Origin of the sequence: Massilia alkalitolerans DSM 17462, from assembly GCF_000427785.1 — a bacterium.
In the GTDB taxonomy this organism is placed as follows: domain Bacteria; phylum Pseudomonadota; class Gammaproteobacteria; order Burkholderiales; family Burkholderiaceae_D; genus Telluria; species Telluria alkalitolerans.
Genome location: NZ_ATYR01000004.1, coordinates 101,145 through 117,291, shown reverse-complemented (window position 1 = coordinate 117,291; position 16,147 = coordinate 101,145). Strand labels below are relative to the sequence as shown.

The window sequence follows — 16,147 nt, the reverse complement described above, 5'->3', positions numbered from 1 at the left end:
ATTCATGTGATAACCAATAGTAGGTTACCATTTTGTTCAGTATTTTGAAATGAGGAAATTGATTAGTAAGTCAAAAGCGACAGTTGCACGGTGTGCCCGGAGGGCTGCGACCCGGTGACGCTATCGATCGCATTCAAAGCAATTGACGGCTTACGTTCACATTCACGCATTCAGGCTGGTCAAGCGCTAAGCTTGGCGTCATCCATATTGCTGGTCCGTTTTGTATCAGCCGAGGCCAGCGGAGTCCGCGAACTGACGGAATCCGACACGCATGCAAGCAGTACAACGAAGCCGACGAAGAGCATGCTGAGATTGCGTAACTCACCTGGCGCACAAAATACCAGGAACAGGGGAAGGTTGAGGGCGGCGCCAATAATCAAGTGTTGGCGCGCGACCAGGGGACAGGTGGACCAGCCACGAACAACAACGATTGCCATGACCAGCAAGGTGCCGAGAAAAGCGCCACTTGGCCCAACCATGCCATAAGTTACCTCGAACTGGGTATAAGTAGGCAGGTAAAAGTATTTTTCTATGTTATTCAGCAGTTGCAGGTGTGCCACATCTCCCCTTGCTCCTGCATAAAGCCATTTTATCCATGCATTCACGATACCGGAGACGGCCACCGTAGCGACAATCGCCGCCAGGGCCGTTTTACGGTCACGGCGGATGCGCAGTAGCGGATACAAGGACGGTACGAAAAAGAAAAATGCTTCCTTGTTCAAGGTTGCGGGGACTGCCAAAGCAACGAGCACGATCCAGTACCCACGCACCGCGAGCAAGGCAGCGGCACTCAAAAAGAACAGTTCCACGGAATCGTAAAAATAGCCGCCTACAGTTTGCAGGAAGGGGAATGCCAGCACAAGTGCAATCGGTGCCATCACTGTCGTCTGACGGGTAAAGCCGAGGTCTCTCAGCAAGGCAGAGAGAACGAACAAGGTCAGCAAACTGGCACCCAGGCAGAGATAAGCCATCACCACATAACGGAATGCATACTTCGGATTGCCAGCGGCACTGGCGCGCGCAAATGTGCGATGAGGCGACAGCTTGTCACTTACGTAAAGTTTTATCGACTGTGGTGTGATCCGTTCGGCGAAATCCGCAGCTTCGGGTAGCAGACGGCGGTACACAAATGGCCGGCTTGCCTGTTCATTCAGAATTTGTTCAATTCCAAAATTCTGCTCTCCATCACGCAATGCCCATTTGCCCAGAGATCCGGAAACACTGGCAGCTGCAACGATCCAATAGAGTACGAACAGGATCAGCATGCTCGCGAAGCGTGAATGGACGGCTTTTTGAAGCATGAACAACCCGGGAAATTGATAGTCGAGGGGCAAACGTTTTCGTGAAAACGTCCAAGTTTGCTGATAAGGCAGAGTTACTCTTTGTTGCGTAGGAAATAATACTCTTTGAAGATTGCCAGCGCAAACTTTTTGTTTAAAATCCTGCGCGACACAGCGGACACCAGGGTGTGCCATGCTGCCGCACTGCAACAAACCTCAGCAAGCGCTTGTAGAGCGCTTGCCGGGATATTTGAGAGATAGGAAGTAGGAGTAGCTTCGCGGTACGCAATGGCAGAAAATGCTTGGGTCAGGACCGCCCTCGCATGGACTTATTTCTTGCGCACCACCACGCACCCGATCGAGTAACCCGCCCCGAACGAGCAGATCACCCCGTTCGCGCCGCTCGGCAGGTCATCCTGGTACTTGTGGAAGGCAATGATCGACCCTGCCGACGAGGTATTCGCATAGGTGTCGAGGATCACCGGCGCTTCGTTCGGCTCGGCATCGCGGCCCAGCAGGGTGCGAGTGATCAAGAGGTTCATGTTCAGGTTGGCCTGGTGCAGCCAATAGCGCGACACGTCCTCGATCTTCAGGCCCGCATTCGTGACGGTGTCGGCGATCATCTCGGCCGCCATCGGGCACACTTCCTTGAACACCTTGCGGCCCTGCTGGCGGAACAGCTTGTCCGGCGCGCCGATGCCGGCTTCGTCGAAGCGGTTCATGAAGCCGAAGTTGTTGCGGATGTTGTTCGAGAACTTGGTCTTGAGCTTGCTGTCCAGGATTTCCCACTGGTGGGCGCTGGTCGCCGTCTCGGCGGCTTCGACGATCACCGCGGTGCAGGCGTCGCCGAAGATGAAGTGGCTGTCGCGGTCGCGGAAGTTCAGGTGGCCGCTGGTGATTTCCGGGTTCAGCATCAGGACGGCGCGCGCACGGCCACTGCGCACGGCGTCCACCGCGGTCTGGATGCCGAAGGTGGCCGAGGAGCAGGCCACGTTCATGTCGAAGCCGAAGCCCTCGATGCCGAGCGCGTCCTGCACCTCGACCGCCATGGCCGGGTAGGGACGCTGCATGTTCGAGCAGGCCACCAGCACCATGTCGATGTCGGATGCCTGCTTGCCGGCGCGCTCCAGCGCCTCGCGCGCGGCGGCCACGCACATCTCGGCCTGCAGCGACACCTGTTCGTCGGCGCGTTCGGGGATGCGGGCGGTCATGTGGGCCGGGTCGAGGATGCCTTCCTTCTCCATCACGTAGCGCGACTTGATGCCCGAGGCTTTTTCGATGAAGGCGCTGCTGGAGGGCTCGAGCGCGGTGGTTTCGCCGGCGGCGATGGCGGCGGCGTGTTCCTGGTTATACAGCTCGACGTAGGCGTTGTACGCCGTCACCAGCTCGTCGTTGGAGATGGAGTACGGCGGCGTAAACAGGCCGGTGCCGCTGATCACGACAGGTTTCATGTGGGGGACTTTCAAGGAAATAACGGGAGTTGCCCGCGAGATGCGCCGATTCTACACCCTCGGACCGGACCTGGGAATTGTCGAAAACGACAGTTTAGAGAGGTAAACCTAGCTCAGCGCGCGTGCTGCGCCAGTGTCGTATCGGCCGCACCGGCGCGCTTGGACAGCTGCACCTTCTCGCCCTTGAGATGGCGCAGGGCCTGGGCCAGCTGGAAGTCGTCGGCGCTGCCGTAGTCGACCGGCTTGCGCTCGCGCGCCTCGGCCCACAGGCGCATCTGTTCCTCGATGTCTTCCTGGCGGGTGGCGGCTTCCTTGTCGCGGTCGTTGGACAGGTGCCGTTCGAGGTCGGCCTCGCGCATGCGCAGCGCGTTCAGGCCGTCGCCCTCGAGCGTTTCGTCGACCGGCACGTCGGGCACGATGCCGCGCGCCTGGATCGAGCGTCCGGCCGGGGTGTAATAGCGCGCCGTGGTCAGCTTGACGGCGGCGTCGCGGCCGATCGGGCGGATGGTCTGCACCGAGCCCTTGCCGAAGGTCTGGCTGCCGAGGATGGTGGCGCGCTTGTAGTCCTGCAGGGCGCCGGCCACGATCTCGGAGGCCGAGGCCGAGCCGGTATTGACCAGCACCACCATCGGCAGCTTCTTGAAGGCCGGCGGCAGGCTGGACAGCGGATCGGCGCCGCTGCGCAGCATGTAGAACTCCGGACGGCCGTAGAAGCGCTGGCGCGAGTCCGCCAGCTGGCCGTTGGTCGAAACGATTTCGGCATCCTTGGGCAGGAAGGCCGCGGCGACGCCGATCGCGCCCTGCAGCAGGCCGCCCGGGTCGTTGCGCAGGTCGAGCACCAGCCCTTTCATGTCGGGGTTGTCGCGGTACAGGGCCTGCAGCTTGGCCGCCATATCGTCCACGGTGGGCTCCTGGAACTGGGCGATGCGCAGCCAGGCGTAGCCTGGCTCGACCATCTTGGCCTTGACGCTCTTCTGGACGATTTCGCCGCGCGCGATGGTGAAGCGCAGCGGCGCCGGGCTATCCTTGCGCGCGATGGTCAGCGTGACCCGGGTGCCGGGCTCGCCGCGCATGCGCTTGATCGCCTCGTCGATCGGCAGGCCCTGCACCGGGTGGCCGTCGATCTGGGTGATCAGGTCGCCCTCCTTGATGCCGGCGTGCCAGGCGGGGGAGTCCTCGATCGGGGCGACGATTTCCACGAAACCGTCCTCGCTTTCGGAAATCTCGATCCCCAGGCCGACGAAGCGGCCCTCGGTGCCTTCGCGCAGCTCGCGGTAGGCGCGCGGGTCGAGGTAGGCCGAGTGCGGGTCGAGCGAGGCCACCATGCCGGAAATCGCTTGCGACAGCAGGGCCTTGTCCTCGACCGGTTCGACATAGGTGGATTTGATGACGCCGTAGACGTCGGCCAGCTGGCGCAGCTCGGCCAGGGGCATGCCGGCGTCGACCGGCTTCTGGGCCAGCGCGGAAAACTGCATGGTCACCGCGACCCCGGCAATGGCGCCCAAGCCGACGAGACAGGAATTCTTGAAAGTGGAGCCCATGGTTCACCCAATGTGAGCGCTGCGGCCGGGATTGCACATGAGTTAGCGCAAGTCCAGTATAAACCTGAACGCCCAGGGGGCGCTGCGAAGCAGGCCAAACCCTGAGCAAGCAAGCTAAAAACTTAGGGCAATATTAAGACCTGTTACGGAATGTCCAGCTTGGTAAGCAATTGTAAGAGTCGAAGCGGACGCGAGGGAGGGGACCTATAGTCAATCTCAGTTTTTCTCTCTCTCCACTTTTTGAAGTGGTCTTTGCCCGCGGCCCCCTCCGCGGGCTTTTTTATGTCCGCTTGCCCGCCTCGCTGCCGGAATTGTACATTCCCGAGAGTAAGCCTCCCCGCAGGCAGCGCATGTTGTTGTGACGTACCAACACATGCATATACGATATGCCCCCGTCTGCATGTATCGAAAAGTAAAAAAGCCTTGCAGGCCCCTATTGCCCCTTGCGCAGCCGCTAGAATGCCTGAGGCCTGTACCGTCGAGGACGGCGGCTGAGACGGCCGACAGTCGAACACTGACGGCATACAACGATAGACCGGCCACAAGCCGGCCGCTTTTTCCCAACCCAGCAATTCCAGCAATCGAGGACCATTCCGTGAAGCGTATCCTTCTGAGCACCCTGACGCTGTCCCTGGCGGCAGCCTTTGCCAACGCGGCGGACAAGCCGGCCGGCGCCCCAGCCGCCGCCACCGCAGCAAACGCCAAGGCCGTCGCCGCGCCGATCTCGGGCGTCGACACCCAATACATCGACACCAGCGTGCGCCCGCAGGACGACTTTTTCACCTACCTGAACGGCAAGTGGCTGAAGGAAACCGAGATCCCGAGCGACAAGGCAAGCTGGGGCACCTTCATGAAGCTGCGTGACGACACCAATCCGCAGATCCGCGCCATCATCGAGGCCGCGCAGGCCGACAAGTCGGCCAAGGCCGGCTCCGAAACCCAGAAGATCGGCGACCTGTACGCCAGCTACATGGATGAAGCGCGCCGCGAAGCCCTGGGCGTCAAGCCCCTGAGCAGCGAGCTGCAGAAGATCCGCACCCTCAAGGACAAGAAGGGCCTGCCGAACCTGGTCGCCCACCTGTCGAAGATCGGCGTGTCGACCCCGTACGGCATCTACGTCAGCCAGGACATGCGCAACTCGACCGAACACGTCGTGTACATCTCGCAGAGCGGCCTGGGCATGCCGGACCGCGACTACTACCTGAAGCAGGACGACGCCAAGCTGGCGGAAGTGCGCACCAAGTACCTGGCGCACGTCGAGAAGACCCTGGCGCTGGCCGGTGAAAAGGACGCCGCGGCCCAGGCCAAGGCGATCGTCGATTTCGAGACCGAGCTGGCCAAGGTGCAGTGGACCCGCGTCGAGAACCGCGACCCGGTCAAGCGCTACAACAAGATGAGTGTGGCCGAGCTGGGCAAGCTGGCGCCGGGCTACGACTGGAAAGCCGCGCTGGGCGCGGCCGGCGTGGGCAACAAGCTCGACACCATCATCGTCAACCAGCCGAGCTATTTCCAGGGTTTGAACGAGGTGCTGGCCAAGACCGAGCTGTCGACCCTGAAGTCCTACTTCGAATGGCAACTGCTGCGTGAATTCTCGCCGCTGCTGTCGAAAGCCTTCGTGGAGCAGAGCTTCTCGTTCTACGGCACCGCCCTGTCGGGCGTGTCGGAACAGGCGCCGCTGTGGAAGCGCGGCGTGGGCGCGGTGGAAAGCGCGCTGGGCGAAGCGGTCGGCAAGCTGTACGTGAAGGAGCACTTCCCGGCCGAGCGCAAGGCGCGCATGGAAGAACTGGTGAAGAACCTGATCGTCGCCTACGGCCAGTCGATCGACAAGCTGGAGTGGATGAGCCCGGAGACCAAGAAGGAAGCCCGCGCCAAGCTGGCCAAGTTCACCCCGAAGATCGGCTATCCGGACAAGTGGCGCGACTACTCGAAGCTGAGCATCAAGCGTGACGACCTGGTCGGTAACGCGATGCGCACCGCGACCTTCCGCTACAACTACCAGCTGAACAAGCTGGGCAAGCCGGTCGATCGCACCGAATGGGGCATGACGCCGCAGACCGTGAACGCCTACTACCGCAGCACGACCAACGAGATCGTGTTCCCGGCCGCGATCCTGCAGCCGCCGTTCTTCGACATGCGCGCCGACGACGCGGTCAACTACGGCGCGATCGGCGCCGTGATCGGCCACGAGATCGGCCACGGCTTCGACGACAAGGGCAGCCAGTCGGACGGCGACGGCAACCTGCGCAACTGGTGGACCGAATCGGACAAAGCCGCTTTCAAGGCCCGCACCGACAAGCTGGTCAAGCAGTTCAACGGCTTCTCGCCGCTGCCGGGCTATAACGTCAACGGCGAACTGACCCTGGGCGAGAACATCGGCGACAACGCCGGCCTGTCGATCGCCTACAAGGCCTACAAGCTGTCGCTGCACGGCAAGCCGGCCCCGGTCATCGACGGCCTGACCGGCGACCAGCGCTTCTTCATGGGCTTCGGCCAGGTGTGGCGTTCGAAGATGCGCGAAGCGCAGCAGATCAACCAGGTCAAGACCGACCCGCACTCGCCGGGCCAGTTCCGCGCCAACGGCACCGTGATGAACATGCCTGAGTTCTACGAGGCCTTCAACGTCAAGCCGGGCGACAAGATGTACCTGGCGCCGCAGGACCGCGTCATCATCTGGTAAGCGGCAGGGAGTAACACAGGACGGGTCGGCGCAAGCCGGCCCGTTTGTCCATCCACGACAACGACAACAACAGAGACACGGAGAGAAAGAATGAAACGACACATCCTGAGCGCCGCGGCGCTCATCCTGATGGCCTCGATGGCGCAGGCGGAATCCGGCAGCGGCGCGGCCGGCAACAGCGCCGCCAAGGGCGCCAAGGCCAAGACCCTGTCGGCCGGCATCGCGCTCGAATACGTCGAGCCGGCCGTGCGCGCGCAGGACGACTTCTTCCAGCACCTGAACGGCAAGTGGCTGAAAACCGTCGAGATCCCGGCCGACAAGTCGAGCTGGGGCGCCTTCTACAAGCTGCACGACGACACCCAGCCGCAGCTGCGCGCGATCATCGAGAAGTCGGCAGCCGTCAAGAACGCCCAAGCGGGCTCGGAAGTGCAGCTGATCGGCGACTTCTTCGCCAGCTACATGGACGAAGCGCGCCTGGAGCAGCTGGGCATCGCCCCCTTGAACAGCGAGCTGGCGAAAATCGCCGCGATCAAGGACAAGACCGAACTGCCGGCGACCTTTGCGCGCCTGGGCCGCCTCGGCGTCAACGTGCCTTTCAGCTTCTACATCCACCAGGACGCCAAGGATTCGACCAGATACGTGGCCGACCTGTACCAGGGCGGCCTGGGCATGCCGGACCGCGACTACTACCTGAAGGCGGACGATGCCAAGCTGGCTGACACCCGCGCCAAGTACCAGCAGCACGTCGAGAAGATGCTGGCGCTGTCGGGCGACAAGAACGCGGCCGCGAACGCCAAGGCCATCGTCGACCTCGAAACCGAGCTGGCGCGCGTGCAATGGACCAAGGTCGAGAACCGCGATCCGATCAAGACCTACAACAAGGTGGAACTGGCCAAGCTGGCTGAAATCGCGCCGGGCTACGACTGGAACGCCTGGCTGGGCGCCGCCGGTATCGGGGGCAAGACCGACTACGTCATCGTCAGCCAGCCGAGCTACCTGAAGGGCATGGCCGAGATCGTGAACCGCGTGCCGCTCGAGACCTGGAAGGTCTACCTGCAGCAGCACCTGGTCAACGGCTATGCCAGCTACCTCTCCAAAGCCTTCGTGGACCAGCGCTTCGCCTTCCACGGCACCACCCTGTCGGGCGCGCCGAAGCTGGAACCGCGCTGGAAGCGCGGCGTGTCGACCGTCGAGGGCGCCCTGGGCGACGCGGTGGGCAAGCTGTACGTGAAAGAACACTTCCCGGCCGAGCGCAAGGTGCGCATGGAGGCCCTGGTGAAGAACCTGCTGGAAGCCTACCGCCAGTCGATCGATACCCTGGACTGGATGAGCCCCGCCACCAGGAAGGAAGCCCAGGCCAAGCTGGCCAAGTTCAACCCGAAGATCGGCTACCCGAACAAGTGGAAGGATTACGCGTCGCTCACCGTCAAGCGTGACGACCTGGTCGGCAACGTGATGCGTTCGCGCGAAGTGGAGTACAACCGCGAGCTGAACAAGCTGGGCAAGCCGATCGACCGCGACGAATGGATGATGACGCCGCAGACCGTCAACGCCTACTACAACCCGGAACTGAACGAGATCGTGTTCCCGGCCGCGATCCTGCAGCCGCCGTTCTTCGACATGAATGCCGACGACGCGGTGAACTACGGCGCCATCGGCGCGGTGATCGGCCACGAGATCAGCCACGGCTTCGACGACCAGGGTTCGCAGTATGACGGCGACGGCAACATGCGCAACTGGTGGACCGAGGAAGACGGCAAGCGCTTCGCCGAGAAGACCAAGGTGCTGGTGCAGCAGTACGCCTCCTACAGCCCGCTGCCCGGGTATCACGTGAACGGCGAGCTGACCCTGGGCGAGAACATCGGCGACAACTCGGGCCTGGCGATCGCCCACAAGGCCTACAAGCTGTCCCTGAAGGGCAAGAAGGCCCCGGTCATCAACGGCCTGTCGGGCGACCAGCGCTTCTACATGGGCTGGGGCCAGGTGTGGCGCGCGAAGATGCGCGAGCCGGCCCAGATCAACCAGGTCAAGACCGATCCGCACTCGCCGGCGCAGTTCCGCGCCAACGGCACGCTGAAGAACCAGCCAGGCTTTTACGAAGCCTTCGGCGTGAAGGAAGGCGACAAGATGTACCTGGCGCCGAAGGACCGCGTGATCATCTGGTAAGCGCCTTCCAATGCGCGCTGTCGGCTGGCGCCACCAATGAAAAATGCCGTTCAGTTTAGAACTGAACGGCATTTTTTTCGCAGGCGCTGCCTGCAAGCAGGGAGGGCTTAGCGCGTGATGCTGGAGTAGTAGCAGGCTTTGCCCGTGGACTTCTTCGGATCGCCGAACACCGCATTGGTGCACGGCGTCGAGGCGCTGATGACCTTGGTGAAGAAGTAGCCGGTCACACCGTAGCGCACTTCACGCGTACCGCTGAAGGAGCACACACCGTTTTCATTCGCACAGAAGGTCCAGGTCGCTGTGGTCGGGGTGGTTGGTGCAGGTACCGCCGCGACGGTGTTGGTGTTGGCGTAGTCGCAATACTTGGCCGTGGACTTCTTTGGATCGCCAAATACCGCGTTGGTGCAGGGGGTCGAACCGGTGACTGTCTTGAAGTTGTAATAACCCGGAACGCCGTAGCGAACCTGACGAGTGCCGGTAAAGGAGCAAGTACCCCATTCAGCTGCGCAACGGGTCCAGTCATTGGCCGATGGCGTCGGTGCCGGCTCCGGCGCAGGGGCAGGGGCAGGAGCAGGAGCAGGCGACGTCGTCACCGCGGTCGCGGCTTCGTAAGCGCCGATGTCCAGGGTACCTGTCGGACGGGTTTCGGAGCCAGCCACGTGGCGGTACTGTGAGGTCGGCTTCAGGGAGACGCCGGCAGCGCTGTTGCCCGGCTCCGAACCCGCATCAATGACTAGTCCGGCCAGTGTCGGACGCAAGTCGTAGGCTGCGCGGTTGACGAATGCCGGTGCGAGGGAAGCGTAGTTGGTCTTCTTGATGGCGCTTGCTTGGGAGGACATCGTGCCGACGCCGCCGAAGATATTATTCTGGATCAGGGCTGGTTTGGTTACTCCACTGCCGATCATGATGAAGGTGCCGCGCGAGCTGTCTTCATTCAGGAAGGTATTGTTGATGACATACAGGTCCTGGGTCGGGTTGCTCGCACCTTCTTCGCCGAAGGTCAACATGGCTGGATTGTTGTGGCTGGCCGGCTGCTGGATGATATTGCCGATAACATAGGCGGTACCGGCATTCGGCAGGTTGACCTCGTAGCTCGGCTTGCGCGAACCATCCTGACCTGCTGGCGTGCTCGAGAAACGGTTGTAGGCGATTGTATTTAAGCGGGCGCGCGACTTCAGGTTATGGCCAACGTGTGCATCGTGCGAGTAGTTATAACGGAAGGTCAAGCTGCCGACGTTACCTATGTACAGGTTGTGGGTATAGCCAGTGCCATAACCGTTGCGCGCGAACTCAGTATATTCAACAATAATATTGCTGGCGGTATTACCACCGGCCAGGATGCCATTCTCGTTGTCGTGCAGGAAGGAGTTACGCAGGGTGAAGTTAGTGCCTTCCAGGCGCAGTGCGGCGCCGTTCTGGTCTGGCACTTTGGCGCCGTACATCTCGACGTTGTCGATGACGATGTTGCTTCCTTGGACGACCCAAGTGCCTTTGCCCATGGCGTTCTTGCCGGCAGCATCGATTTTTGGACGGCCGTTCACGCCGCGGATCGTCAGATTGCTGACACCAATGCCGCACACGTCGCCACTATAGGTGGCGTTGCCGTCGATCTCGACGACGTCACCGCTCTTGGCAACGGCGAAAGCCTGGCAAGGACGGGCATAAGTCTTACCCGCACCGACGGAGAGGGTAGCAGCGGAGGCTGGCGCCACGACGGCGGCGCAGGCGAGCGCCAGTGCGGTACGGGTGAAGGTAAAGCGAAGTTGACGCATAGTTTCCTCTGATCGTTCAGCTAATAATTGTGTCTGCAGGAAATTTCCCATCGACACATTTGTTCCAGAGTATATGATGCGATCAGGAAAATGTGTAACCAATTGTTAGAGAAAATCGTCCATACCCAACGCTTCCCTATGAAAATTTGTTCTGAAAAGAATTTCTATTGCAGGCAAATGTGTTGCGAATTAGCTGCAAGTTGTGCATAAATTTCAAGTATTTCTGTGAATTTGCGTAAAGTTGACTTGACGGAACTGGGTTTGATGTGCCCTGTTATTTTGACAAATAGTTTCTTTTTCTGAGCAGAACTTGCTTGACAGTCAGATGCCGCAGTGCTGACGCTTAGGAAGCGCAATAAGGCTTAACTCGTCAAATCTTGCTGTCGAGCTTTTTTACAGAACAGAGTCCGCACTGCTGCTCTAGTAAAAAAAGTGATTGATTTTGTTGTGCTTTTTCTCAGGCACGCGGTTTGCTTGCGTCTTTGGCGATATTCGACAACCGGGAGGCGATATGAAAAAGCAGTGGCAGTCCCTTGTTTTGCTGTGCATGGCCTGGATGGCGCTGGCGGCGCCGGCCAGTGCGATGCCGGTCGTGGCGACCGATACGACCTACACGCTCTATATGGCAGGTCTGGAGAGCGGCAATGAGGTTGCCGGCAGCTTCAGGTTCAATGGTGTGCCGGAACAAATTCCGCGCGGGGGCGGCTTCGTTACCGTCAACGAAACCGAAACGGTCATCGACGATTTCAGCAGCCGGATCATCATCACGCTCACCGGTAGCACGGACCTGTTTCCCGCAGCGGACGATGTGGCGCTCCTTGGCATCGGTACCTTCGGCGACGGCCTCGACCTGCTGTTTCCGGTACGCCTGATCGATGCACGCATCAGCTTCCTCCAGCCGGGCGGCATCCTCGTCGATACCACCGACAACCTGGCCTCGCAGGCTACCCAGAACGACCCGTGGGATGGCCTGTTTCCCAACGATTTCGAATTGATCGGCATCGACGGGATCGGCAACCGCAACGTGCAGGTCATCGCATTCGAGTTCCTCGTCACCACGCAAGCCGAGGTGCCGGAACCGGGCATCCTCCTGTTGGGCGGCATCGGCCTGCTGGGCCTGGCCACGGCCCGCCGGCGCAATGCAGGCGCGCAGCGCCGCTGGGCCGGCGTCGGGGCATAAAAAAAGGCATGTCCGCCAGCAGGCGCGACATGCCTCATGCAACAAGGGCGGCCCGTGCCGCCCTTGTTTGTTTTATTTGACGGCAGCGACCATGTAGTCGACGGCAGCCTTGACGTCGGCATCGCTGACGGCGGCGCCGCCTTTCGGCGGCATGACGCCGGCTTTCCCCTGGAAACCCTTGATGGCGTGTTCGTACAGGACAGCATTGCCCTGTGCCACGCGTGCCGTCCACGCTGCCTTGTCGCCCAGCTTGGGAGCGCCGGCGATGCCCGCGCCATGGCAGGCGATGCAGGCCGTATTGAAGACGTTCTTGCCGGCGTCGGCGCTGGTGACTGCCGGCGCGGCCGCCGCAGGTGCTGCCGCAGGCGCCGCAGCAGCAGCGGCCGGGGCGGCCGGCGGGGTGGCCGCGTCTGCGGCCGGTGCAGCTGCGGCGGCCGGTGCGGGGACGGCAGGTTCCTTGAAGCTGGCGCCACTCTTGTTGGTCATGAAGACGACGGCGCGCGCGACTTCGACATCGTCGAGGTCCGGATTGCCGCCCTTGGCGGGCATGGCGCGAATGCCTTCGATCGCGTGTTTCACCAAAGTGTCGTAACCTTGGCCGAGACGTGCGGACCAGGAGCCGGTGTCGCCGGTCTTGGGGGCGCCTGCGAGGCCGCCGTCGTGGCAGGCGGCGCAGACGGCGGCATACACGGCAGCGCCGGCCTGGAGCACGCGGGGGGCGTTGGCATCTGCGAGGGTGAAGCCTGCATCGGCCAATGGGCGGATACGGCTTTCGACTGCGCCACTCGCCTGGCTGTCGGTGCCGGCGCCGGTCAGGCGGTCGCTGGTGGCAAAGACGACGAGTAGGATGATACCAATGACAATGACCAGGAAGAATCCTGTTACGGCGGCGACGAGCTGCTTGGGCGTACGGATCAGGGATTGATGTTCGTTGTGTGCGTCGCTCATGATTTCCTTAATTCAATAAAAAAACCTGCTACCGCGGCATCTCGTGCCTTTTTTGAAATGCCCTCAAGCAGCTGATTATAGACGTAAAGCTGCCAAAATGTAACGAAATTCGCTTGCCCGCCATGGACGGCAGGGCCGAAAGACTGTATTCTTCGGACACTTCACTCTACGCGGCTGTAGCTCAGTGGATAGAGTATTGGCCTCCGAAGCCAAGGGTCGTGGGTTCGATCCCCGCCAGCCGCGCCACTCCCCCAGGAATTCCACAGACCGCTCAGGTCGCCGATGGATTGCTCGCACCTGAGCACCACGCATTCATCTTTTCTTTCAGTGCGCTCGCATCGCCCTGAAAACTTGCCGTTCTTCCATTCATCCGTCCAGTCCTTCCCTGCGTGATGGCAAATTTTCTATTGCAATTACGCAACAAATTCATGCTCGGTACCTTGTAGCGTCCCCGCAAAAGGGGTGCGCACGTTACTGATGAGCACGAGTCATTTATTTTTAAAATGCTAAAATTTCTTGCCAGTTTTGCAGTTGAAGGACTCCCGCCTTGCTCCATGACGGAGTAGGCGCCTTGCGCTGTAGAAATAGTGGCAACACGCCGGCACGGGATACCTTATCAAGATGTTGTTAATTGGGAGAAAAGTTTAGATACCGTTGAGAAGCTTCTTGTTTCCGTGCTATATTTGTTGAAAAAATTGCAAAAATTGGAGCGAAGCCCAATGAAAGCAGATCAGATCGTCGCAGTGGTGGGCCTCGGGTATGTCGGCCTTCCTTTAGCAGTTGAGTTCGGTAAGAAGTTCAGGACAATCGGTTTCGATTTGTCGGCCGCGAAGATCGAGCACTACAAGCAGTTTCGCGACCCGACGGGTGAAGTGTCATCGGAGGAATTAAGGGCAGCCGAATGGCTGGACGTGACCACCGACCCGGCAGCCCTGGCGGCTGCCGATTACATCATCGTGGCGGTGCCGACCCCGGTCGACATCGCCCACAACCCGGATTTCACGCCGCTCCGGGGTGCCAGCCAGTCGGTGGGGAAGCACATGAAGCGCGGTGCGATCGTCGTGTACGAATCGACGGTGTACCCGGGAGCGACCGAAGAGGTCTGCATCCCGATCCTCGAAGAATGGTCGGGGATGAAATGGAAGCAGGATTTCCATGTTGGTTTTTCGCCGGAACGCATCAATCCGGGCGACAAGGAACACACCCTGACGACGATCCTCAAGGTCGTCTCGGGAGATGACGAAGAGACGCTCGACAAGGTCGCCAGGCTGTACGAAGCGGTAGTCAGGGCGGGCGTCTACCGCGCCTCCAGCATCAAGGTGGCGGAAGCGGCGAAGGTCATCGAGAACACGCAGCGCGACCTGAACATCGCGTTAATGAATGAACTGGCAATTATTTTTGACAAGATCGGCATCGATACGCTCGAGGTGCTGCAGGCGGCCGGGACGAAGTGGAACTTCCTTCCTTTTCGTCCAGGTCTGGTCGGCGGGCACTGCATCGGTGTCGATCCATACTACCTGACGCACAAGGCGGAGATGATCGGCTACCACCCGCAGGTGATCCTGGCGGGACGGCGGATCAACGACGGGATGGCGAAGTTCGTGGCGGAGAAAACCGTCAAGTCCCTGATCGCGGCCGGTTTCCACGTCAAGGGTTCGAAGGTGAACGTGCTGGGCCTGACCTTCAAGGAAGATTGCCCGGACCTGCGCAACTCGAAGGTGGCCGACATCGTCCACGAACTCGAGTCCTACGGGGTCGACGTGCACGTCTACGATCCGGTCGCGGCGCCGGACGAAGCCGAGCACGAGTATGGGATCAGGCTGGAAGACTGGGACAGCCTGCCGCCGGCCGATGCGGTGGTGGCGGCGGTTCCGCACCAGGATCTGCTGTCGCGTCCGGCAGACGAACTGATGTCGAAACTGAATGACGGTGGCCTGTTCATCGATGTGAAATCGAAGTTTGATCGAGATGCAATCAGCCGGGCTGGCATCTCGGTGTGGCGGCTGTAAATCCGGGTTCCCCCGGAGCGTCGCAAGGCGCAACCGGGGTAAGTATTCACTAAGAAAGTATTGGATCTGTGAACAAGTTTCAAGATGTCAGGCAGCACCTGCTCCAGCACCAGTACCAATGGGTGGTGACGGGCGCGGCCGGCTTTATCGGCTCCCACCTGGTCGAGGCCCTGCTCGGGCTGGGCCAGCGTGTGACCGGGCTCGACAATTTTGCGACGGGCCACCGGCGCAACCTGGAAGGGGTGCGCGAGCTCGTCGGCCCTGCCGCATGGAACAATTTCAGCTTCACCGAAGGCGATATCTGTGACCCGGACACCTGCGCGGCCGTGCTGCGCGGCGCCGATTTCGTCCTGCACCAGGCTGCGCTCGGCTCGGTGCCGCGCTCGGTGGCCGACCCGGCCCGCAGCAATGCCACCAATGTCACCGGTTTCCTGAACATGCTGATCGCGGCGCGCGACGCCGGCGTGCGCCGCTTCGTCTACGCCGCCTCCAGCTCGACCTATGGCGACCATCCCGCCCTGCCGAAGACCGAGGACGTCATCGGCAAGCCGCTGTCTCCGTATGCGGTCACCAAGTACGTGAACGAACTGTATGCGGGCGTGTTCGCCAGCACCTATGGCACCCAGTCGATCGGACTGCGCTATTTCAATGTGTTCGGCCCGCGTCAGGACCCTCATGGCGCCTACGCGGCCGTGATTCCCCAATGGGTGGCTGCCCTGATCGGCAACCGCCCCGTCAAGATCAATGGTGACGGCGAGACCAGCCGTGACTTCTGCTACGTCGACAATGTTGTGCAGGCGAACCTGCTGGCCGCGCTGGCCGGGGACGAGGCCGCCAACCAGGTCTACAACGTGGCGCTGAACGAGCGTACCAGCCTGAACCAGCTGTACGCGATGCTGCGCGAATTGCTGGCCCCGCGCTTTCCACATGTGGCCGCCCATCGTCCCGAGCATGGGGAGTTCCGTCCAGGCGACGTGCGCCATTCCCAGGCCGACATCTCGAAGGCTGCGGCGCTGCTGGGTTATGCACCTGCCTGGCGCATCCGCGAAGGTTTGGAGCGTGCGCTCGACTGGTATGCCGGGCATCTGGAACAAGTATGAATCGTCTTCTGCAAGCAGTTAAA

Annotated in this window: 10 protein-coding genes and 1 tRNA gene; 6 read left to right on the top strand and 5 right to left on the bottom strand. The window is 60.9% G+C overall.

Annotation, left to right across the window (positions count from 1 at the left end; genetic code table 11):
• Positions 1–179: 179 nt before the first annotated feature.
• The 3 genes from YWC_RS32680 to YWC_RS0106125 form a co-directional block, all read right to left on the bottom strand.
• Positions 180–1,475: a hypothetical protein gene (locus YWC_RS32680; RefSeq protein WP_156923527.1), complete on the bottom strand. Its 1,296-nt coding sequence runs from the start codon at positions 1,473–1,475 to the stop codon at positions 180–182.
• Between the two features lie 134 nt (positions 1,476–1,609).
• Entirely contained in the window at positions 1,610–2,731 is a 1,122-nt protein-coding gene (locus YWC_RS0106130) for a beta-ketoacyl-ACP synthase III (protein WP_027864579.1), read from the bottom strand.
• A 113-nt stretch (positions 2,732–2,844) separates the two neighbouring features.
• Positions 2,845–4,272 (bottom strand): S41 family peptidase, encoded by a 1,428-nt coding sequence (locus tag YWC_RS0106125; RefSeq protein WP_027864578.1) that lies wholly within the window; start codon positions 4,270–4,272, stop codon positions 2,845–2,847.
• Positions 4,273–4,867: 595 nt separating this feature from the next.
• Between YWC_RS0106125 and YWC_RS0106120 the strand changes: the two genes are divergently transcribed.
• Positions 4,868–6,949, top strand: coding sequence for a M13 family metallopeptidase (locus tag YWC_RS0106120; RefSeq protein WP_027864577.1), 2,082 nt, complete (start codon positions 4,868–4,870; stop codon positions 6,947–6,949).
• A 90-nt stretch (positions 6,950–7,039) separates the two neighbouring features.
• Entirely contained in the window at positions 7,040–9,115 is a 2,076-nt protein-coding gene (locus tag YWC_RS0106115; protein ID WP_027864576.1) for a M13 family metallopeptidase, read from the top strand.
• Positions 9,116–9,222: 107 nt separating this feature from the next.
• On the opposite strand, the gene YWC_RS33500 is transcribed toward YWC_RS0106115, so the two are convergent.
• Positions 9,223–10,887 (bottom strand): right-handed parallel beta-helix repeat-containing protein, encoded by a 1,665-nt coding sequence (locus YWC_RS33500; protein WP_211238947.1) that lies wholly within the window; start codon positions 10,885–10,887, stop codon positions 9,223–9,225.
• 511 nt (positions 10,888–11,398) lie between these two features.
• Between YWC_RS33500 and YWC_RS0106105 the strand changes: the two genes are divergently transcribed.
• Complete coding sequence (locus YWC_RS0106105; protein WP_084416331.1) at positions 11,399–12,067, top strand: PEP-CTERM sorting domain-containing protein; 669 nt, start codon at positions 11,399–11,401, stop codon at positions 12,065–12,067.
• A 72-nt stretch (positions 12,068–12,139) separates the two neighbouring features.
• On the opposite strand, the gene YWC_RS0106100 is transcribed toward YWC_RS0106105, so the two are convergent.
• Positions 12,140–13,015 carry a c-type cytochrome gene (locus YWC_RS0106100; RefSeq protein WP_027864574.1) on the bottom strand — a complete coding sequence of 292 codons (876 nt, stop codon included), beginning with the start codon at positions 13,013–13,015 and terminating at the stop codon, positions 12,140–12,142.
• 170 nt (positions 13,016–13,185) lie between these two features.
• Here YWC_RS0106100 and YWC_RS0106095 point away from each other — a divergent pair.
• The 3 genes from YWC_RS0106095 to YWC_RS0106085 all read left to right on the top strand — a co-directional run bounded on the left by YWC_RS0106095 (position 13,186) and on the right by YWC_RS0106085 (position 16,124).
• Positions 13,186–13,261, top strand: a tRNA-Arg gene (locus YWC_RS0106095).
• A 473-nt stretch (positions 13,262–13,734) separates the two neighbouring features.
• On the top strand, positions 13,735–15,024 hold the full coding sequence (locus tag YWC_RS0106090; RefSeq protein ID WP_036213341.1) for a nucleotide sugar dehydrogenase: 1,290 nt from the start codon (positions 13,735–13,737) through the stop codon (positions 15,022–15,024).
• A gap of 68 nt (positions 15,025–15,092) precedes the next feature.
• Entirely contained in the window at positions 15,093–16,124 is a 1,032-nt protein-coding gene (locus YWC_RS0106085; protein ID WP_027864572.1) for an SDR family oxidoreductase, read from the top strand.
• Positions 16,125–16,147: the final 23 nt, after the last annotated feature.